The organism is Roseomonas aerilata DSM 19363 (assembly GCF_000711725.1).
GTDB lineage: Bacteria > Pseudomonadota > Alphaproteobacteria > Acetobacterales > Acetobacteraceae > Roseomonas > Roseomonas aerilata.
Map to the genome: position 1 here is coordinate 76,773 of NZ_JONP01000002.1, position 19,539 is coordinate 96,311.

General features: G+C 69.6%; 17 protein-coding genes. 14 read left to right on the plus strand and 3 right to left on the minus strand.

Features of this window, described 5'->3' with window-relative positions:
- Window positions 1-32: 32 nt before the first annotated feature.
- The 4 genes from BO39_RS03235 to BO39_RS03250 all read left to right on the plus strand — a co-directional run bounded on the left by BO39_RS03235 (window position 33) and on the right by BO39_RS03250 (window position 4,126).
- Complete coding sequence (locus BO39_RS03235) at window positions 33-377, plus strand: 6-pyruvoyl trahydropterin synthase family protein (RefSeq protein WP_084697834.1); 345 nt, start codon at window positions 33-35, stop codon at window positions 375-377.
- 169 nt (window positions 378-546) lie between these two features.
- On the plus strand, window positions 547-1,128 hold the full coding sequence (gene folE / locus BO39_RS03240) for a GTP cyclohydrolase I (RefSeq protein ID WP_169742724.1): 582 nt from the start codon (window positions 547-549) through the stop codon (window positions 1,126-1,128).
- Between the two features lie 38 nt (window positions 1,129-1,166).
- Window positions 1,167-1,718: a putative pterin-binding protein gene (locus tag BO39_RS03245; protein ID WP_245614927.1), complete on the plus strand. Its 552-nt coding sequence runs from the start codon at window positions 1,167-1,169 to the stop codon at window positions 1,716-1,718.
- A gap of 401 nt (window positions 1,719-2,119) precedes the next feature.
- Window positions 2,120-4,126, plus strand: a complete 2,007-nt coding sequence (locus BO39_RS03250) for a putative bifunctional diguanylate cyclase/phosphodiesterase (RefSeq protein WP_156963440.1) — start codon at window positions 2,120-2,122, stop codon at window positions 4,124-4,126.
- A 62-nt stretch (window positions 4,127-4,188) separates the two neighbouring features.
- Here the strand turns inward: BO39_RS03250 and BO39_RS03255 are convergent, their stop codons facing one another.
- Both BO39_RS03255 and BO39_RS03260 read right to left on the minus strand, forming a co-directional pair.
- Window positions 4,189-4,461 carry a hypothetical protein gene (locus BO39_RS03255; protein WP_156963442.1) on the minus strand — a complete coding sequence of 91 codons (273 nt, stop codon included), beginning with the start codon at window positions 4,459-4,461 and terminating at the stop codon, window positions 4,189-4,191.
- Between the two features lie 206 nt (window positions 4,462-4,667).
- Window positions 4,668-5,441 carry a FadR/GntR family transcriptional regulator gene (locus BO39_RS03260; RefSeq protein WP_211257372.1) on the minus strand — a complete coding sequence of 258 codons (774 nt, stop codon included), beginning with the start codon at window positions 5,439-5,441 and terminating at the stop codon, window positions 4,668-4,670.
- A gap of 113 nt (window positions 5,442-5,554) precedes the next feature.
- Between BO39_RS03260 and BO39_RS03265 the strand changes: the two genes are divergently transcribed.
- From BO39_RS03265 to BO39_RS03305, 9 genes are all read left to right on the plus strand, one after another.
- Complete coding sequence (locus BO39_RS03265) at window positions 5,555-6,580, plus strand: TRAP transporter substrate-binding protein (RefSeq protein ID WP_043830031.1); 1,026 nt, start codon at window positions 5,555-5,557, stop codon at window positions 6,578-6,580.
- Window positions 6,581-6,590: 10 nt separating this feature from the next.
- Entirely contained in the window at window positions 6,591-8,447 is a 1,857-nt protein-coding gene (locus tag BO39_RS03270) for a TRAP transporter large permease (RefSeq protein WP_043830032.1), read from the plus strand.
- Window positions 8,448-8,465: 18 nt separating this feature from the next.
- Window positions 8,466-9,458, plus strand: coding sequence for an NAD(P)-dependent oxidoreductase (locus tag BO39_RS03275; protein WP_043830034.1), 993 nt, complete (start codon window positions 8,466-8,468; stop codon window positions 9,456-9,458).
- Window positions 9,459-9,552: 94 nt separating this feature from the next.
- The gene (locus BO39_RS03280) at window positions 9,553-9,783 is read left to right on the plus strand and encodes a type II toxin-antitoxin system ParD family antitoxin (RefSeq protein WP_043830036.1); all 231 of its coding nucleotides are present in this window, start codon (window positions 9,553-9,555) and stop codon (window positions 9,781-9,783) included.
- Complete coding sequence (locus BO39_RS29600) at window positions 9,773-12,061, plus strand: PAS domain-containing sensor histidine kinase (RefSeq protein ID WP_156963444.1); 2,289 nt, start codon at window positions 9,773-9,775, stop codon at window positions 12,059-12,061. The genes BO39_RS03280 and BO39_RS29600 overlap by 11 nt, the downstream gene beginning before the upstream one ends.
- 67 nt (window positions 12,062-12,128) lie before the next feature.
- Complete coding sequence (locus BO39_RS03290; RefSeq protein ID WP_043830038.1) at window positions 12,129-12,857, plus strand: DUF72 domain-containing protein; 729 nt, start codon at window positions 12,129-12,131, stop codon at window positions 12,855-12,857.
- Window positions 12,858-13,289: 432 nt separating this feature from the next.
- On the plus strand, window positions 13,290-14,825 hold the full coding sequence (locus BO39_RS29605) for a sensor histidine kinase (RefSeq protein WP_052401403.1): 1,536 nt from the start codon (window positions 13,290-13,292) through the stop codon (window positions 14,823-14,825).
- A 22-nt stretch (window positions 14,826-14,847) separates the two neighbouring features.
- Window positions 14,848-15,612, plus strand: a complete 765-nt coding sequence (locus tag BO39_RS03300; protein ID WP_052401404.1) for a response regulator — start codon at window positions 14,848-14,850, stop codon at window positions 15,610-15,612.
- A 5-nt stretch (window positions 15,613-15,617) separates the two neighbouring features.
- Window positions 15,618-18,023, plus strand: coding sequence for an ATP-binding protein (locus BO39_RS03305; RefSeq protein WP_052401405.1), 2,406 nt, complete (start codon window positions 15,618-15,620; stop codon window positions 18,021-18,023).
- 13 nt (window positions 18,024-18,036) lie between these two features.
- Here the strand turns inward: BO39_RS03305 and BO39_RS03310 are convergent, their stop codons facing one another.
- Complete coding sequence (locus BO39_RS03310) at window positions 18,037-18,960, minus strand: crotonase/enoyl-CoA hydratase family protein (protein ID WP_043830040.1); 924 nt, start codon at window positions 18,958-18,960, stop codon at window positions 18,037-18,039.
- 358 nt (window positions 18,961-19,318) lie between these two features.
- On the opposite strand from BO39_RS03310, the gene BO39_RS32415 reads away from it, so the two are divergent.
- On the plus strand, window positions 19,319-19,495 hold the full coding sequence (locus BO39_RS32415) for a hypothetical protein (protein WP_156963446.1): 177 nt from the start codon (window positions 19,319-19,321) through the stop codon (window positions 19,493-19,495).
- Window positions 19,496-19,539: the final 44 nt, after the last annotated feature.

Here is a 19,539-nt window from a genome sequence, read left to right on the forward strand (position 1 = left end):
GGATCGACAGAGGCGGATTGGTCGTGATCGAAATGTTCAGTGAGTTCACGTTCGAAGCGGCGCACAAAACCACCCCAGATACCCCCCTTCATGGACACACCTTCAAGGTCAAGGTGGTTTTGACCGGCGAGCCACACCCGGTCTTCGGCTGGTCCCACGACCTTCTCGAGGTCGAGCCCGTCATCTCCGCCCTCAGAAAGAGGGTCGACCACAGCTATCTGAACGACATCGAAGGCCTGGAGATCCCCACGCTGGAGAATGTGGCCGGATGGTTCTGCCGGCATCTCGACCAAGCGATCCCGGGTATCGACCGGGTCGAGGTACGCCGTGGGCTCGAGGGCGCCGGCGAGGGCGTCGTGTTCCGCAACCAGCGCTGATCGCCTCCCCGTTCCTTCACGGCCGAGCACCGCGCGCGCACCTCGCGTCCGCGACACCCAGTCCAGGAGTAGACCTGCAGTGAGCGTTGCACTTCGCCGCCTGCAATCCCGCCCCAGCGCCGCCAACGAAGCCCTAGAGGCTCCGCTCTCGTCCGACGAGCGGGAGGCGATGATCTGCACCGCCAGCGAGAAGCTGGAAGAACTCCTCGAGATCCTGCGGATCGACCACCGGAACGACCCGAACACGCGCGGCACGCCCGGACGAGTGGCCAAGATGCTTGTGAACGAACTATTGCGCGGTCGCAGCGTTCCCCCACCGGTGCTGACGGATTTCGAGAACCGGCTCGTCTACCAGGGCATGATCGTGACCGGCCCGATCGAAGTCCGCTCCACCTGTGCGCATCACCTCATGCCGATTCGGGGGGAGGCTTTCATCGGTGTACTGCCCTCGGCCACGGGAAAGGTTCTCGGGCTCTCGAAATATGACAGGGTCGTCGATCACTTCGCGACGCGCCTCCAGACCCAGGAGGAGCTTGTGCAGCAGATCGGTGACTTCCTCTGGGAGAACACCGCGCCCCGCGGCCTCGCGGTCCGCATATCGGCGTCGCACATGTGCCGTATGCAACGCGGCGTCCGCGCGGGAAGTGGCCGCATGGTAACGAACGCTTATTTCGGGGCCTTTACGGAAGAGGCTGGCCTGAAGGACGAGTTCCTGCGCGAATGCGCGTCCCTCGAAACGACGTCGCGCTGAGTTCAACCCTGGGGGCCTCGATGCGGAAGGATGTCAGCGTGACGGATCTGCGGGTCGGCAAGCGTGCGCTTATGGTTGCGCTCGGCACGGGCGCGGTCGTGGCAGCGACGGGCCGCGTCGGGGCGCAGTCCACGGCGGGGCAACAGGAAGGATCGCTCCCGCGGCCCAGCCAATCGCCGATCCTGAAGGTCTCGGGTAAGATCCGCGTGACGAATGAGGGCGACGTCGCGGTCTTCGACCGGGCCATGCTCGAGAACCTGGGCTCGGCCACCATCACGACCAACACCCCCTGGTTCGACGGGCCGGTGCGCTTCGACGGCATTCCCATGGCGACGCTGATGCAGGCGATTGGGGCAAGCGGCGAGACACTGACGGCCATCGCGCTCAACGATTACTCGACGGACATCCCGATCGCCGATTTCGCACGGTTCGGCGTGCTGCTGGCCACGCGGCGGAACGGCGCCCCGATGCGCGTGAGCGAGAGGGGCCCGCTCTTCATCGTCTATCCCTACGACTCCGAACCGGAACTCCGCAGCAGGCTCTACTATAGCCGCTCGGCCTGGTCGGTCGCCCAGCTCGTCGTCCGGTGACCAAGTGGAGCATCCCGTGGCTCGGAAGAACGCGGGGGCAGGCCGCGGGCAAGGGTGCACGTGTCGTGCGCCGGCGGCTTTCAGCCGTAGGCGCCGGTAGCGTCGTACAGATCCTCTCTGTCGCCGCAGCCCTGCTTCTCGGCGCGGGCGCCGTCTACGCGTCCTACCTCATCTCTGCCAGGCAGGATGCGGTAAGCAAGCTCTCCCGCTACAACATCGCCTGGACGGCGGGGCAGGCGGCCCAGGAGGTATCGAGGCTGCAAGCGGCCATCGCCGCCTTCACGCTGACCCGCGGCGAGATTGAGCACGATCAGCTGGAGACCTGGCTCGAGATCGTCGAGAGCCGGGCTTCCGCCCTGCGGAGCGGGGAGACAGGAGCCTTCATCAGCTCCCATGACGAGTTGGTCCGGGCGGTCGATCAGCTTCAGGTCGCCGTGGCAACCGCACGCCCCCTGCTGGCTTCGCTGGACGATCCGGCGGTCATCGCCCAGTTCATGGGCAAGTTCCAGCAGATCAACGGGCCGATGGCACGGCTTTCCTCAGTTGCCCACGCGCATGGCGCGGATCTCGCGGCAAAGGACACGCAGGAACTCGACCGACTCCACTGGGTATTCTCGCGGCTCCTCCTCGGCCTCATCGCCTGCTGTCTGGCACTGACGGCAACGACCTTCTGGCGCAACCGCCTGCTGGCCCGCTCGAACGCCTATGTGCGGGCGCGCGATAGCGAGCTGCGGCGGCAGAACCAGCTTTTCGACGCGGCGCTGAACAACATGTCGCAGGGACTCGGCATGTTCGACGCCGAGCACCGGCTCATCGTCAGCAACCGGCGCTTCAGTGAGATATTCCATCTCGCGCCGGGGGCAGCGAGGCCAGGCGTGCATGCGGCCGACCTCCTGAAGCTCCGGTCGGGGCCTGGTGACTCCGAGGGAAACGACCGCGGGTCCATCTGGACCGAGCACCAGGAGCTGGCCGCACGATCGCAGGCCTCGACCTTCGTCCAGGAGGATGCGGAAGGCCGGTCGCTCTCGATCTCGCACCAGCCGCTCCCCGATGGCGGCTGGATCACGACCTACGAGGATGTGACGGAGAGCCGCCGGGCAGAGGCGAGGATCCGGCATCTGGCAAACCACGATGCCCTCACCGGCCTTCCGAATCGTCGCCAGTTCGCGACTCGTCTCGACGAGGCGCTTCATCGCGTCGGCACCGAGGTCGCGGTACTCTTCCTCGACCTTGACCAGTTCAAGAACGTGAATGACACGCTCGGTCACCACGCCGGCGATGCCTTGCTGCGCCTGACGGCCGGCCGGATCCGCGAATGCATGCGCGACGGTGACCTCGTCGCACGGTTGGGCGGCGACGAATTCGCCGTGCTGATCGAGGGGAAGGGGGCCCTGCTGGAGCGGGTCGAGGCGCTTGCCCGGCGCATCATCGAGTCTCTGGGGGTGCCCTTCGATCTTTCCAAATACCAGGCCTCGGTGGGAGTGAGCGTCGGCATTGCGATTGCGACTCCGTCCACACCCGATGGCGACACCCTCCTCAAGCACGCCGATATGGCGCTCTACGAGGCGAAGTCGGCCGGGCGGGGGACCTTCCGCATCTTCGAGGAATCGATGGCGGCCGGTCTGCAGGCGCGGATGGAGCTGGAAAACGATCTGCGCGGCGCCATGGACCGCGGGGAGATGGAGCTTCACTATCAGCCCCTCTTCGATCTTCAGCGCGGGCAGCTCAGCGGGTTCGAGGCGCTGCTCCGTTGGCGCCACCCGGTGCGCGGCATGGTGTCGCCGGCCGACTTCATCCCCATCGCGGAGGAGACCGGCCTGATCGTGTCGCTTGGGGAGTGGGTCCTGCGCCGGGCCTGTGCTGATGCCGCAACCTTCCCGATCCCCGTCAAGATCGCCGTCAACATCTCGCCGGTGCAGTTCACGGGCAGCGATCTGTCGGAACTGATCCACGAGACGCTTCTGAAGTCCGGGCTTGCGGCATCCCGTCTCGAGTTGGAGATCACCGAGTCGGCGCTGCTGCAGGACAGCGAGGCGGTGATCGGAACTCTCCATCGCCTGCGCGCCCTTGGTGTACGCACGGCACTCGACGACTTCGGGACGAAATATTCGTCGCTGACCTACCTGCGCAGCTTTCCTTTCGACAAGATCAAGATCGACCAGTCCTTCGTGCGGGACATGGCCACGCGCGAGGACTGCCTGGCGATTGTACGCTCCGTCGCCCAGTTGGCGGTGAGGCTCGGGATGACGGCGACCGCCGAGGGCGTCGAGAGCAGCGCCCAGTTGGACCAGGTCCGCGAGGCCGGCTGCACGGAGGCGCAGGGATACTTCTTCGGGCGGGCGGAGCCGATCGACAAGCTCAGGCCCTGGTTCGAGGAGCGGCAGCCCAGGTTAGTCGCTATCGGCTGACTTCCGTCAGCCGCCCCTCAACCACCGGCGAGCGCCTGCGGCATGCCAGACGCAGAACGGGATCAACCCTCTCCGTGGAAGCTCGCGGCCGGGCGCGGGCGCACAAGGGAAGCAGCACCGCCGGGGCCGTCGGCGCTTTCCAGGGAGGCGGCCACGCTGCCCTGGGGATAGGTGTGGCGAACCTGCTGACCGCCGCCTGTCACCGGCTGGGCGAAGCCCACCGCGGCGTAGAGGCCGACCGCGGCGGCCAGGGACGACACCATGCCGACCACGCCAAGCAGCTTGCGGTCGCCGGACCGGCCGTAAGTCTCAATGCTCGAAGAGGTGTTTTCCACCGAACTCTCCATCCCGGCCCGCATCATCGGGCTTGGTGAGGGTGTTATCGGCCCTGATCGTGGCGGCCTCAGGCCGGCCCTGTGATGATTTGCCTTATTCTGAACGCAGCCCGGCCGAGGCATGGCGGGCTCGCCCGGCAGTTCCTGGGAAGGGCGATCAGCCACACGTAGCCTGAGCGACCGATCACCCGGACGAGGACACGCCTTCAGCCCAGTGGCGCGGGTCGGCTCTCCACGCCCGATCCTTCCTGGTGCCCACCCTCCCGCCGCGGGTCGATGCCGTACATGCGCTTGAGGTCACCGGCGGCGTGGTCGATGAGCACGTCCATCGCGGCCCGCGCCGCCTCCGGGTCGCGCGCGGCGATGGCTTCCATGACCCGGCGGTGCTCCTTGATCGAGCGGGGCCGGTGGTCCCCCGGCGCCACGAGGTCGAAGGCACGGCGGAGCACGACGCCGAACATCTGCGCGATGGGCCAGAAGAACTCGTTGCGCGTCGCGATGTGGATGGCCCGATGGAAGGCAATGTCGGCCTCCACCCAGGCCTCGTTGCTCTCGGCGGCGGCCATCGCATCGGCGGCGGCGCGGATCGCGGCGATGTCCTCCGCCGTGCCCGATACCGCGGCATAGGCTGCCGCCATGGGTTCCACCGCGCTCCTCAGCCGGAAGAGCTTGACGAGGTAGGTGGCGAGATCCGCGGTGTCGAACTGCCAGCGCAGCACATCCGGATCGAGCTGGTTCCACAACTCGGGCGGGCGCACGCGCGTGCCGCTCTTGGGGCGGGATTCCACGAGCCCCTTGCCGCTCAGCATGCGGATTGCCTCGCGCACCACCGTTCGGCTGACATTCAGCATCTCGCAGAGCCGCATCTCGGATGGAATGGGCTCACCGGGCGCGACATCCCCGCGGATGATGCCTCTGCCGATCTGCTCGGCCACCTGCGCCTGGATGTTTCGCAGCACCTGCGAACGCTCGAAGATCACCCTTGCCTCCGCCCGCATCCGGAGCAGCGGCTTGTCACCGCGGAAAATCTGGTCATACAATATTTGCAAAGAGGGAGGCTGCCTAGAGCGGCCGTCAAGCCGGAGGAAAGCCCATGCGTCCCGTCGACCGTCGCCGCGTCATTCAAGGAACCCTCGCGGCAGGTGCCCTGTCCCTCGCCGCGCCGGCCCTGATCGGGCGTGCCCAGGCCGCGGCCCTGCGGATGCGCCTCTCCTCCTCGCAGGCGAACGACCCGAAGTTTGGCAATGGTCGCGTCTTCTACGACAAGCTGGTCGGCCAGATCCGGGCGAATGGGCTGGGGGAGCAGATCGAGGTCAGCTTCTTCCCGGACAACCAACTCGGCCAGGAGATCGACGTCATCAACTCCGTCAAGCTCGGCGTGATCGAGATGATGGTGTCGGGCTCCTCCATCGCGGCGAACCTCGTGCCGCTCGTGGGCACCTTCGACCTCGGCTACCTTTTCTCCAGCTTCGAGCAGCAGACCAAGGCCTTCGACGCCGGGGCGGCCCGGCCGGTCGAGGCGGCGCTGCAGCGCAGCGCGGGCATCCGCATCATCGCCTGGGCCTATAACTTCGGCGCGCGCAGCGTGCTGTCGAAGAGGGCCGTGAACACGCCCGAGGATCTTGCCGGGCAGAAGATCCGCACCCTGCCGAACCCCGTCATCACGGAGTGCCTGCGCCTGATGGGCGCCGCCGCCACCCCGCTCGCCTTCGGGGAGATCTACACCGCGCTTCAGGCCGGCGTGATCGATGGGCTGGAGCACGACCCGCCGACAATGGTGGCCAGCAAGTTCTTCGAGACCTCGAAGTTCTACTCGCTGACCCAGCACAACTTCTCGCCGCTGGCGCTCTACCTCAGCGACATCGCCTACAACCGGATGAACCCGGCGCTGCGGGAACGCTTTCTCGACGCCGCGCAGAAGGCCGCCGTGGAAACCCGCGCGCACGGCCTTACCGTGGAGAAGGAGGCGCTCGGCCTCCTGCGCGAGAAGGGTGTCACGATCATCGAGTGCGACCGGGAGGCCTTCCGCAAGCGCGTCGAGCCGCAGATGCAGACCTTCATGCGAAACCGGCCGGAATCGAAGCCGGTCATCGAGCAGATCCGCGCTATCTCGGTCTAGGGACGTCCCGATGCACGCTGCCGCCGCGCCCGCCCTCGGCCGGAGCCGGGCGATGACGGGGCCCCTGCTCGCCCTCTCTGACGCGATCGCGGCGACTCTGCTGGCCGCGGACCTCGTCGTCGTCATCGGCTCGGTCCTCGCGCGATCACTCTTCGGCGCCCCGGTCGAGTGGTCGGACGACGTGGCCCGCGGGCTGATGGTGGGATCGAGCTTCTTCGGCGCCGCGAGCGCGGTGGCGCGGGGTGAGAATCCGGGCGTCGAGTTCTTCGTCGCGAAGCTAGGCCCGGCCGCCCGGCGGCGCTTCGATGCCATCGGCGCCGTGCTCGTGGCGGTGATCTCGGGCTTCGTCTCCTACAACGCCTTCAGGCTTGGCTGGCTGACGGCGGGGCAGACCACCGGCTCCGGCCTGCCGCTGGAATGGACCTTCCTGCCCATGGGCGGCGGCGCCCTGTTCATGACGATCTTCGCCATTGACCTCGCCTGGCGCCGGCCACTCCGCGAGATCGCCGAGGCCCTGGCCGTCCTCGCCGTGATCGCGGCCGGCTTCGCGGCCTGGGCCATGGCCGCGCCGGATTCCTTGCCAGCGCCCGGCTGGTTCATGGGAGTCGGCTTCGTCGTGGCGCTGCTGGGCGGGCTGCCCATCGGCTTCTCGATCGCGCTCGCCGCGCTCATCTACATCTGGGTGGACGGCTACCTGCCCGGCGTGATCTTCGCCCAGCAGATGGCGCGCGGCATCGACAACTTCGTCCTGCTCGCCATCCCCTTCTTCATCCTCGTGGGCTACCTCATGGAGGCGAACGGCATGTCCGTGCGCCTCATCGAGCTTCTGCAGCGCCTGGTGGGGCGCATGCGCGGCGGGCTGAACGTCGTCATGGTGCTCTCGATGGTGCTCTTCTCGGGCATCTCCGGCTCCAAGATGGCGGATGTGGCGGCGGTCGGCTCGGTGCTGATCCCCGCGGCCCGGCGCTCGAAGCAGGAGCCCGGGCAGGCGGTGGCCCTCCTCGCCGCCTCCGCGGTGATGGCGGAGACGATCCCGCCCTGCATCAACCTCATCATCCTGGGCTTCGTCGCCAATCTCTCGATCGGCGGGCTGTTCATGGCGGGGCTCATCCCCTCTGCCCTCATGGCCGCCGCGCTCATCGGCGTGTCGGTCCTGTTCGGCACGAAGGCCGCGCTCGCGGCCGACATCATCCCGGACGGGTCGCTGCGCCGGATGTGGGTCGGCGCCATCGTGTCCTTCGGGCTGATCGCCATGATCTTCATCGGTTTCAAGAGCGGCTTCGCCACGGCCACCGAGATCTCGGCCTTCGCCGTGCTCTACGCCATCGTCGTCGGCGCGGCGGTCTTCGGGGAGCTGAGCTGGGGCGCTCTGGTGAGGAGCTTCATCCACGCGGCCACGCGCTCCGGCCTCGTGCTCTTCATCGTCGCGGCGGCGCAGGCGCTGGCCTGGGTGCTGACGCTGCAGCAGGTGCCGCACGCCCTCGGCGAGGTCATGATCGGCCTGTCGCAGTCGAGCGGCACCTGGCTCTTCATGCTTCTCTCCATCGCCATCCTCATCATCATGGGCTCGGTGCTGGAGGGCGCGGCCGCCCTCATCATCTTCGGGCCGCTGCTCGTTCCCGTGGCGGGGCAGCTCGGCATCGATCCCCTGCATTTCGGCGTGGTGCTGGTGATCTCCATGGGCATCGGGCTCTTCGCGCCGCCGCTCGGTCTCGGCCTCTACGGCGCCTGCCTGATCGGGCATGTGCCGATCGAGCGCACGGTGAAGCCCATCATGGGTTATCTCGGGCTGATTTTCCTGTGCCTGCTGCTGATCGCCTTCGTCCCCGTGCTCAGCACGGGCCTGCCACGCCTGCTTGGCTACTGAAGAAAGGCGGACGCAGCGATGAAGGTGCTCCTGACGCACACGCCGCGCACGCGCGAGCAGTATTACGGCCCGCGCGCCCTCGCCGACCTGCGCGCGATCGCCGAGGTGATCCTGCACGAGGAGGAGGAGGCCCTCACGCCGGAGGGGCTGGTCAGCCTCGCGCAGGGCGCCGACCTCATCATTGCGGACCGGCTGACCACCGGCCCGGCGGAGGTCTTCGAAGCCCTGCCGGGCCTTCGCGCCTTCCTCCGCTGCGCCGTCGATATCCGCAACATCGACACTGCGGCCGCCAGCAAGGCCGGCGTGCTGGTGACGCGCGCCGGGCCGGGCTTCGTTGCCTCCGTGACCGAGCTGGCGCTCGGCTTCCTCGTCGATCTCTCGCGCGGCATCTCCCGCGCCACGCGCGACTACCAAGCCGGCCGCATGCCGGAGGTGCGGATGGGGCGGCAACTCCAGGGCAGCCGCATCGGCATCATCGGCTACGGCGCCATTGGCCGCCGCCTCGCGTCCCTCGCCGTGCAGCTCGGCATGGAGGTGCTGGTCGCCGATCCGAACGTGACGATCGAGGCGCCAGGGATCCGGCAGGTCGGGTTCGAGGCGCTGATGGCCGATTCCGATTACGTCGTCTGCCTGGCGGTCGCGACCGAGGCCACCGAGAACCTGATCGACGCCACCGCCCTCGCGCGGATGAAACGGGATGCCGTGTTCATCAACCTCTCCCGCGGCAACCTGGTGGACGAAGCGGCGCTCGCCGCGGCGCTGACGGAGGGGCGGATCGCCGGCGCCGCCATGGATGTCGGCCGCGCCACGGACCAGATGCCCTCGCCGGATCTCGCGCGGCTGCCGAACGTGATCGCGACGCCCCATATTGGCGGCCTCACCCCACCGGCCATCCAGGCCCAGGCCTTCGACACCGTCGCGCAGGTCCGCGCCATCCTCGCGGGCGATGTCCCGCCCGGCGCGGTGAATGCGGAAGTCTGGTCTCGCCGACTTGGCCGCTCCGGGCCCTGAGGCCCGGCGCCGCGAGGGATCTTCCGGAGGCGGCAGGCGGCACCCTCGCGCGGCTCCCCGCTGCTCACGGTCTTGCGCTGTGGCGGAGATTGACATGGCCGGGGCGATAGCTTCCTTCGGCACCTTGCCGAACTGCAAGACCCGCAACGTTTTCCTCACGCCGGAATTCGAGTCCTTCGCCGATGGCTGCGCCGCCTCCGGGCGCTATCGCGGCGCCAGCGAGGTGGCGCGTGCCGCGCTGCGCCTGCTGGAGCGGAGTGAGAGCGAAGGTTCCTCGCAGAAGCCGGAGCCGGTTGACGAGTGGGCTTCGGCACGTGCGCGATAAGGCTTCGTACCGCTCCTTCCCTCCCGGGGAGATGGGGCGGCAGATCGCCGTGCATGACTGGTCGCGGACGTCGCTCGGCAACATCAAGGACTGGCCTGCGGGCCTGCGCAACATCGTCGATCTCATGATCGCCTCGCGCCAACCCGCCTACATCGCCTGGGGCCCGGAACTCGTCTCCCTCTACAACGACAGCTACATCCCGCTCCTCGGCACCAAGCACCCGGACGGCCTGGGCAAGCCCTATGCCGAACTCTTCGCGGAGGTCTGGGACGAGTACGCCCCCGTGGTGGCCGCCACGATGGCCGGGGAAGCCCAGTATTACGTCGACAGGCCGGTCGCGCTCGCCGGCCGCTCCGGCCGGCCGATGAGCTGGTTCACCTTCTCCTGGACGCCCCTCCGCGACGAAGCAGGGGAGGTCAGGGGCTTCTACTGCGCGGCGACCGAGACGACGGAGAGGGTGCAGGCCGCGCGCTCCCTTCGCGAGGCCCGCGACGAAGCGCTGCGCCGGAGCGAGGAGCGGCGAGACGCCGCGCTCGCGGCCGCGCGGCTCGGGACCTTCGAGTGGGACCTGACGACGAACACCGTCGTTCTTGACGCCCGAAGCCGGGAGATCTTCGGTTTCGCCCCCGGCGAGGGCACCGAGGCGGGGCAGGTGTTCGACCGCATCCACCCGGACGACCTCGCGCGCGTGCGCGCCGAGGCGCAATCCTCCGAGAACTCGCTCTCGCGCCTTGTGACCGAGTACCGCATTCAGCTGCCGGAGGGGCCGGTCCGCACGGTCGCGAGCCTCAGCGATGCCGTGATCGGCCCGGACGGCCGGGCGGAGCGCATGGTCGGCGTCTTCGCCGACGTGTCGGAGCGCGTGCAGGCCGAGGCGGAGCTGAACCGCCGGCGGATGGCAGCCGACCGCCAGCGCCGCCTCTACGAGGCCATCCTGACCAACACGCCCGACCTCGCCTATGTCTGGGACCTCAACCATCGCTTCATTTACGCCAATGAGGGCCTGCTCAGGATGTGGGGCCGGACCTGGGAGGAGGCCGTGGGCAGGAACTGCCTCGAGCTCGGCTACGAGCCGTGGCACGCCGCCATGCACGACCGCGAGATAGAGCAGGTGATCGCGACGCGGGCCCCGGTCAGGGGGCAGGTTCCCTTCGCCGGGACCTTCGGGCGCCGAATCTACGACTACCTCCTCGTCCCCGTCATCGGCGAGGACGGTGCGGTCGAGGCCGTGGCCGGCACCACCCGGGACGTCACGGAGCAGACGGGGACCGAGGCGGCGCTGCGCGAGAGCGAGGCGCAGTTGGAAGCCGCCATGCGTGCGGCGCGCATGGCCGCCTGGCGGTGGAGCCCGAGGGAGGACCGCGTCACCTTCTCGAATACGGTGGCGGAGGTCTTCGGGCTGCCGGCGGGCAAAGCCTTCGCGAGCAGCGCCGAAGCGCTGGGCGTGCTGCATCCCGACGACGCGGGGCGTCATTCCTCCCTCCTCCAGGAAGCGCGGGAGCGCGGGACAACCTGGCACACCGAGTTCCGCATTATCCGCCCCTGCGATGGAAAGGTGGCCTGGCTGGAGGAGCGCGCGGCGTCCGAGCGCGACGACGCGACCGGCGAGCCGCAGATGAGCGGCCTCGTCTGGGACATCACCGAGCGCAAGATGGCGGAGGAGCAGCAGGCCCTGCTGGCGCGCGAGGTCGATCACCGGGCCAAGAACGCCCTTGCCGTCGTGCAGGCGGCGCTGCGGCTGACCAAGGCGTCGTCGCTGCCCGAGTACATTGCGGTGATGGAGGGCCGCGTCTCCGCCCTCGCCCGTGCGCAGACGCTTCTCGCCCGCGACCGCTGGTCGGGCGCCGACCTGCGCACCCTACTGGACGGCGAACTGGCGCCCTTCCTCGGTTCCAGGCAGCGCGCGCTACTTGACGGCCCTGCGGTCATGCTGCCGGCCCATACCGCTCAACCTCTTGCCATGACCCTCCACGAGCTCGCGACGAATGCCGTGAAATACGGCGCGCTGTCGTCCGAGGCGGGCCATGTCTCCGTGACCTGGACGGTGGAAGGGATGCCCTCCGGCGTGATGCTGCGGCTAGGCTGGACCGAGGCGGGCGGCCCGCCGCTCAGCTCTCCGCCGCGCAGGATGGGCTTCGGCTCCCGCGTGCTGGAGGGCACGATCCGCGGCCAGCTGGGCGGAAGCGTCTCGCTGGAATGGGAATCCGCCGGGCTGGTCTGCACCATCGGGATCCCGCTGCAGCGCGATGCGGCGCATCAGGACGGCGCGGGCGAGTAACGGCGCCCGGTCGGCGCGCTCAGCGCAACCTGCGGCTCCCCTCGCCGTATGAGGCAGTGGAGGCACGATGAACAACGGGAGCCGCCGGGTGGGGACGGCGGGTTGGAGCATCCCCAGGCAACACGCCGAGAGCTTCCCCGGCACGGGCAGCCATCTCGAGCGCTATGCGGCCCGCCTTCCGGCCGTCGAGATCAACTCGTCCTTCTACCGGCCGCATCGGCCCGCGACCTATGCCCGCTGGGCCGCGAGCGTGCCGCCAGGTTTCCGCTTCTCCGTGAAGGTGCCGCGCGAGATCACGCATACTCGCCGGCTGGTGGATGCGGAGGAGCCGCTCGATCGCTTCCTCGGAGAGGTGCAGGCGCTCGGCGACCGGCTGGGGCCGTTGCTCATCCAGCTGCCGCCGAGCCTTCGCTACGACCAGGTGGTGGCCGAGCGCCACCTCTCGGGGTTCCGCGCCAGGTTCAGCGGACTTCTCGCCTGCGAGCCGCGGCACGAGAGCTGGTTCACGGATGCGGCCGAGGCCACCCTCACGGCCTACGAAATCGCCCGGGTGGCAGCCGATCCGGCCGTGGTCCCACGCGCCGCCGAGCCGGGCGGATGGCCGGGGCTCGTGTATCATCGCCTGCACGGCTCTCCGGAAATCTACCACTCCGCCTATTCGGAGGCGCAGGTCACGGCCGTCGCGTGCGCCATGTCGGGCGATGAACGAGAAGCCAGGCAGGCCTGGTGCATCTTTGACAACACCGCGGCCGGCGAGGCCACGCACAACGCGCTCCAGTTGCTGGCCGCGCTGTGACGCCCCGTGGCCACGCCCCGGCCGCAATGCCTTTCGGTCCGCCGGGCAGAGCCGCAGCGGTCCTCTTCGTTTCCAATCGTTTTTATAACGCAAAGAATAACCCGAAGTCGGGAGCAGCGGAAGTTCTACGAGCGCCACTAATGTGGTCACCGGTATTCTTGCCATTCACTTGCGCCATTCACACATAGCTGTGATACTTGTTGCCGGGAGGTAGCTGCTTTGGGGCGATGTGAACCGTGCTCGCAGCTTTTTCGGGCAAGGAGCGCATCTGCATGAGAAGCCGTGCCCTCCTGGCCATCCCACAGCTCTTCACCCACCCCGCGGCAGTCGCTTATGGCGGCGCCGCACCCTGCGTCCCCTATGCTCGGGGTGGCTGAGTGCATGGCATCCATTCCTTCCGGAGTACGCATTGACGGAAGGCGGCCGCCGGCGATGCCGCAAGGCCGTGTCGGCGCGCTTGCTCTCGCCGGGCTGGCACTCGCCCTGCTCGGCTCGCTGGCATCGATCTCGCTCGTCGCCGTGGCGCCGCTCGGGGTGGCGCTCGGCCTCGTACTAGGTATCGGCATCCTTGCCGCAGCCCGCGTCTCTCGCCGCCCGTCCCCGCCCAGCCCGCCGGAGCGCATGGCGCTCGACGTGGCCGCCGTCTTCGTCCGCACGCCCGAGGGGGTCATCCGCTATTGGTCGCCCGGGGCGGAGCGCCTGTTCGGCTACACGGCCGCGGAGGCGGTTGGCCGTGTCGCGCACGAACTTCTCCGCACGCGCTTCATGGATGGCGGCCGCCGCAGCGCGATGGCCGAGCTGGCGCAGGCCGGGCGCTGGCAGGGCGAGCTGCGCCACCGCCGGCGGGACGGGGCGCAGACGACCGTCGCCACCACCTGGGACATGCGCAGCGACGGGGCCGAGCCCCTGGTCGTGGAAGCGAGCACCGAGGCCCTCGCGCTGAAGGCGGCGGAGGAGGAGTTGCGCGCCTCGGAGGGCCGCCTTCGCCTCGCCCAGGAGGTGGCCGAGATCGGCACCTTCGAATGGCACCCGGACACCGAGGAGCAGGACTGGTCGCCCGAGCAGCACGCCCTCTTCGGCACGAACCCAGAGGCCGAGGCGCGCCCGACGGTGGAGCGACTGGTCGCGCTGGTGGTGCCGGAGGACCAGGCGCCGCTCCGCGCCGCCCTCGCCCATGCCGACGAAACCGGCGAGTACGAGGCCGAGTTCCGCATCCGCCGCCGCACCCGCGACGGCGGGGAGGAGACGCGCTGGCTCTACGGTCGCGGCCGGCGGATGCCCGGCCCGGCGGGCAGCCGCGGCTCCATCGTCGGGATGCATCTGGACACGACCGCGCGCAAGGAAGCCGAGATGCGCCAGACCCTCCTCATCCGGGAGGTGGACCACCGCGCGAAGAACGCGCTGACCGTGGTCCAGGCCATCCTGCGCCTGACGCGCGCGCCGGACCAGGCGACCTATGTGCGGGCGGTGGAGGGCCGTGTCGCCGCGCTCGCGCGCGCGCAGACACTGCTGACGCAGAGCGGCTGGTCCGGCGCCGACCTGCGGACGCTGCTCGAGGGCGAGCTGGCGCCCTTCCTGACGAGCGGCGGTGCCGGGCCGACCGTGGTCATCCCAAGCCCGACCCTGATGGTCCCGCCGATCATCGCCCAGCCCCTCTCGATGGCCGTGCACGAGCTGGCGACGAATGCCGTGAAGCACGGCGCCCTTTCCGTGCCGGGCGGCGTGGTGCAGATCGAGTGGTCGGTGGCGCAGGAGGCCGAGGGGAACGCCGCACGCCGGCTGCACCTGCTCTGGCGGGAATCGGGCGGCCCTGCCCCACTCTCCCAACCGACGCGCTGCGGCTTCGGATCGCGCGTCCTGCAAACGACGGTGCAGAACCAGCTCGGCGGGCACCTGACCCAGCACTGGTCGGCGGCAGGGCTGGAGTGCCGCATCGATTTCCCGCTGCCCGGCCCGGCGCAGCCCTGACAGTGGCACAGGAGTCCGCGCCATGCCCCTGATCCTCATTCTCGACGACCGCGCCACCAACCGCGCGATCTTCACCCGCCTGGCCGGGCTGATCGCGGACGACGTCATCGTCGAGAGCTTCGCCAACCCGCTCGACGCGCTCGAGTGGCTCGAGAGCAACCCGGTGGACCTCGTCATCACGGATTATTCAATGCCGGAGATGGACGGCGCGGAGTTCACGCGCCGCTTCCGCAGACTGCGCACCGGCATGGCCGCCCCCGTGCTGGTGGTCACCGCCTACGACGACCGCAGCTTCCGGCAGGCGGCGATGGAGGCCGGCGCCACCGACTTTCTCCAGAGCCCGGTGGACCACTTCGAGTTCGTCGCGCGGGCGCGCAACCTGCTGGCCCTGCCCCCGGCCGCCGCGGTGCCAAGGCCGGTGGTAGCGCCGGTCATCGACGACCTGCCCGCACTCGTCGCCGCGACCGATCGCGAAGGACGCTGCCTCTTCGTGAATGCGCGCATGGCAGGGCATCTCGGGCGGCCCGCCGCGGAGCTGGTCGGGCAGGACATGGCCAGGCTGCTGAGCGCGGAGCGCGCGGTGATCAGCCGCGCCAAGGACCGCGCGGTGCTGGAGACGGGCCAGCACGTGCCCGCCTTCTGGGAGGTGGCGGAGAACCGCTCGGTCCTGCTGACGACGAAGGCGCCGCTGCGCGCGACCGACGGCACGGTCGTCGGCGTGCTCAGTACCTCGCTGGAACTCGATCCGGCCTCCGGGATGCCCGGCCTCTACGGGGCTGGGGGCTAGCGCCGGTGCGCAGCCTGCGGGAGGGCTTGGCCCGCCTGCGCGGCCGGCCGGATTCCGAGCACGAGATGAGCCTCAACCGGCTCGGCTTCGCGGCGCTCCTGCTGAGCTGCCAGGTGTTGCTCCCCGGCCCCTTGCCGGGCGGCGCGCTGCTCGCGCTCGGTGGCTGGTGCGTCGCAGCGGCCGCCGTCTTCGCCCATATCCTCGCCTATCCCGGCACCTCCACGCCTCGGCGCGCGGTGGCGCTGCTGCTCGATGTCGGCTGCCTGTCCTGGTACCTGCAGATGGGGGAGGAGGCGCACTCCGGCTTCGTTCCCATCTATCTCTGGATCATCTTCGGCAACGGCTTCCGCTTCGGCCTGTCCTGGCTCCGGGCCGCGACGGCGGTGGGGGTAGTCGGCTTCGCGGCGGTCGTTGCCACCACGCCCTTCTGGCTGAGCCAGCCGCATCTCTCGGCCGGGCTCCTCGTCGGCTTCGTGGTCCTGCCGCTCTACGCGGGCGTGCTGATCCGCAAGCTCTCGGACGCACGGCGCGCGGCGGAGGAGGCGAACCAGGCGAAGAGCCTTTTCCTCGCCTCGGTCAGCCACGAGCTGCGCACGCCGCTGAACGCGATCGTCGGCATGGGCGCCCTCCTGCACGATACCCGCCTCGACGCGGAGCAGCGCGACATGGCGCGCATCATCCTCGTCGCCGCACGCGCGCAGCTCGACCTCGTGGACGATCTGCTCGACCTCTCGCGCATCGAGGCCGGGCGGATGAGGGTGGAGCTGGAAGAGTTCAGCCTGCCCGACCTGCTGCTTGACCTTCGCAGCTTCCTCGCCCCCCAGGCGCGGGAGCGCGGCCTCGCCTTCGGCCTGCACGTCGCCGCGGGCACGCCGGCGTGGCTCCGCGCGGACCGCCGGCACCTGCGCGAGATCCTGCTGAACCTCGCCGGCAACGCGCTGAAGTTCACCGAGACTGGCGGGGTCTCCGTCGCCGTGCGAGGCGAGCCGGCCGGCCGCGGCCTCGTACGGCTGAAATTCGAGGTCTCCGATACCGGCATCGGCATCGCCGCGGAGGCGCAGGGCCGGATCTTCGAGAGCTTCACCCAGGCGGACCCAGGCATCATCCACCGCTTCGGCGGAACGGGGCTGGGCCTGGCCATCTGCCGGCGGTTGGTCACGCTGCTCGGCGGGGAACTGGGCGTGGAGAGCGCGCCCGGACAAGGCGCGACCTTCTGGTTCACGGTCGCGGCCGAAGCGCTCGACGAACCCACCCCGTTCGCGGCACCTGCCGGGGGCGTCGCGCTGCTCGCCTCGGACGAGATCGCGGCGCGCCTCGCGCCCACCCTGGCGGGCGCCGGCATCGCCGTGCGGCGCGTGACAGGGGTCGCCGAGGCGGGTGGCCGGCCCTTGTTGGCCGAGGCCGCGCTCCTCCTGCCGCGGCATCTTCCGGAAGGGCCCGGCCTGGCTCCCCCCGCCTGGCCGGCGCAACCGATCGTGCTGGTCGGTGCGCCCGAACGCAGCCGCCTGCCGCGGGACGCCAGCCGCTGGGCTGCGGGGATCGTCCCGCCCGACTGCACGTCGCGCGATCTCGCGCTGGCGCTGCGCCTGGCCAGTGCCGCGCCGGAGCCCGCGGCGGCCGAAGCGGAGCCCGGGCCGGCACCTGAGGCGCAGCTGCGCCTCCTCGTCGCCGACGACAACGGGGTGAACCGCAAGGTCGTCGCGCGCATCCTGGAGCGCGCGGGCCACGAGGCGGTGCTGGTGAACGACGGGGACGCCGCGCTGGACGCCATGGCGGCCGATGGGCCCGGCTTCGACCTCGTCCTGATGGACGTGAACATGCCGGGCCTGGACGGCATCGAGGCGACCAAGCTCCACCGCTTCGCCGAGGTCGGCGAAGGCCGGCGGCTGGTGATCCTCGGCCTCACCGCCGACGCGACGCCCGAGACGCGCGCCCGCTGCCTGGAGGCGGGAATGGATGGGCTCATCACCAAGCCGATCGAGCCGGAGGCGCTGCTGGCGGCGATCCGCGGTGTCCTGCCGGATGCGCCCGCCCCGCGCAAGGCGATCGCGCAGCCCGCAGTGCCCGCCCTTCCTGTCCTTGATCCCGAAGTAGTGGACCGGCTCGGCGGCCTGGGCGGCGAGGTCTTCGTCGCGGAGGTGGCGGGCGACTTCATGGCGGAGGGCGCGGAGCTGCTGGTCGGCTTGTCGAGCGCCGCCGCTTCAGGCGACAGCACTGCCTTCCGCCGGCAGGCGCATGCGCTGTCCAGCATCTCCGCCAACATCGGCGCGGCGCGCCTGCACCGGCTCTGCCGCCAGGCCGAGGGGCTGGCGGGGGCCGAACTTCGCGCACGCGGGCGGGAGGATGCGGGAGCGATCGCGGCGGAGTTCGGACGCGTCCGCGTGGCGCTCGAGAACCTGCGCTTCGGCTAAGGTCGGGAGGGCCTCAGGCCGTGGCGAGGCCTGCCATGCGCCGGTCCTGGGCGCCGGCGAGGCGCAGCATCTTCCGCAGGTCGGCCTCGCCCAGGTTGAGCGCCGCCTCGGCCCATCCGTCCACGACGTGGCGCAGCTCGTGAAGGGTCACGGGCTCCACGCGGCGGCGGGTCTCATAGAGGGCGCGGTGCGCATTGAAGCGGCGGCCCGTGCGCTCCGTGTAGTCCCGCACCGCCTGCTCGCCCTCCCCGTCCTCGGCCAGTACATCGACGAGACCCATCTCGTGCAGTTCGGCCGCGCCGTAGATCCGGCCCGAGAGGATCATGCGCTCGGCCGCCACGCGCCCGATGCGGCGCGAGAGGAAGGAGTAGGCGCCCATGCCGGGGAAGAGGTTGAACAGCACCTCCGGCAGGCCGAACTTCGCGCCGCGCTCCGCGACGATCACGTCGTGGGCCAGCGCGCACTCGAAGCCGCCGCCGAGCGCGTCGCCCTGGACGAGGGCGATGGTCGTCACGGGAAGGCCGAAAGCCGTGTGGTTGCGGTGGATCGCCTCGACGGCGACGCGGCCGTAGCGGCGCAGCCCCTCGAGATCGCCGGCGCGGATAAGCCGTGCGAAGAGGGCGAGGTCGCCGCCCAGATTGTAGATGCCCGGCACGGAGGAGCCCAGGACCACGTGCCGAACGGTGCCCGGCGCCGCTTCTACCACCCGGGCCAGCTCGCGATGCATCTCGCCGATGTCGTGCAGCAGGCCGTCGGTGAAGCTCGGCCGGCCGAGCGGGGCCATGCGGGCCCACCAGATGCCGGCGGGTGCGTCGAGCTCGGCATGGATGTTCCGGTAATGCAGAAGATCAGGAAGGGTGGACTGCGGGCTGCCACCCTCGGCACCCTCGGAAGAAAGACGGCCCACAACGGGGGCGACGTGTCCGACATAGGCCATTTGCAGCCTCCTGCATTTTGCATGGTAGGAGCGAACGGTTACTTTTCGTGTCTGAACCGCAATCTCCAATACGTGATCAATAGACAATTGACGTTGCGTGATCAACCATTACGGGTGCTCACCCCCTTCAACTCGCACAACAGTATGTTTATAAGGAAAGTTTTTCTCGTGAGTTCGGTGCCCCCTCGATTCGCAAGCGCGGACAGAGTGGGGTAAGGTTCCCGTCAGGGCAGCCGCCTTCATCGGAACAGTGCGCGCTTAACCCCGGGCCGTCACGGTGCCGGCTGCCAGCCTGCCGCCGGCGAGGTCGCCTTGCTTGCTACGCCCTCCACTCCCGCCTGATCGACGAGGCATCACCATGGCGAACCTCCCTCCCCTGCCGCCCGCCGGCCGCGCTCCCCAAGGGGGCAAGAACGCGACCGGCGGCAAGCCGAACACGAAAGACGCGCGCGCCGATGGTGGCCGTCACGGCAGCGGAAAGCAGGGCGGTGTCAGCACCGCCACGCAGAGCAACCGGAAGACGGGCGACCGGTAGAAGCGCGCCGGCCCCTGTCGCGCCGGGCGCTTCCTCGGCCCGGC

Excerpts from the sequence above, each read along its gene's own strand:
- BO39_RS03235 (WP_084697834.1), top strand. The coding sequence starts at position 33 with ATGTTCAGTGAGTTCACGTTCGAAGCGGCGCACAAAACCACCCCAGAT.
- folE (WP_169742724.1), top strand. The coding sequence starts at position 547 with ATGATCTGCACCGCCAGCGAGAAGCTGGAAGAACTCCTCGAGATCCTG.
- BO39_RS03265 (WP_043830031.1), top strand. The coding sequence starts at position 5,555 with ATGCGTCCCGTCGACCGTCGCCGCGTCATTCAAGGAACCCTCGCGGCA.
- BO39_RS03270 (WP_043830032.1), top strand. The coding sequence starts at position 6,591 with ATGCACGCTGCCGCCGCGCCCGCCCTCGGCCGGAGCCGGGCGATGACG.
- BO39_RS03275 (WP_043830034.1), top strand. The coding sequence starts at position 8,466 with ATGAAGGTGCTCCTGACGCACACGCCGCGCACGCGCGAGCAGTATTAC.
- BO39_RS03280 (WP_043830036.1), top strand. The coding sequence starts at position 9,553 with ATGGCCGGGGCGATAGCTTCCTTCGGCACCTTGCCGAACTGCAAGACC.
- BO39_RS03290 (WP_043830038.1), top strand. The coding sequence starts at position 12,129 with ATGAACAACGGGAGCCGCCGGGTGGGGACGGCGGGTTGGAGCATCCCC.
- BO39_RS29605 (WP_052401403.1), top strand. The coding sequence starts at position 13,290 with ATGCCGCAAGGCCGTGTCGGCGCGCTTGCTCTCGCCGGGCTGGCACTC.
- BO39_RS03300 (WP_052401404.1), top strand. The coding sequence starts at position 14,848 with ATGCCCCTGATCCTCATTCTCGACGACCGCGCCACCAACCGCGCGATC.
- BO39_RS03310 (WP_043830040.1), bottom strand. The coding sequence starts at position 18,960 with ATGGCCTATGTCGGACACGTCGCCCCCGTTGTGGGCCGTCTTTCTTCC.
- BO39_RS32415 (WP_156963446.1), top strand. The coding sequence starts at position 19,319 with ATGGCGAACCTCCCTCCCCTGCCGCCCGCCGGCCGCGCTCCCCAAGGG.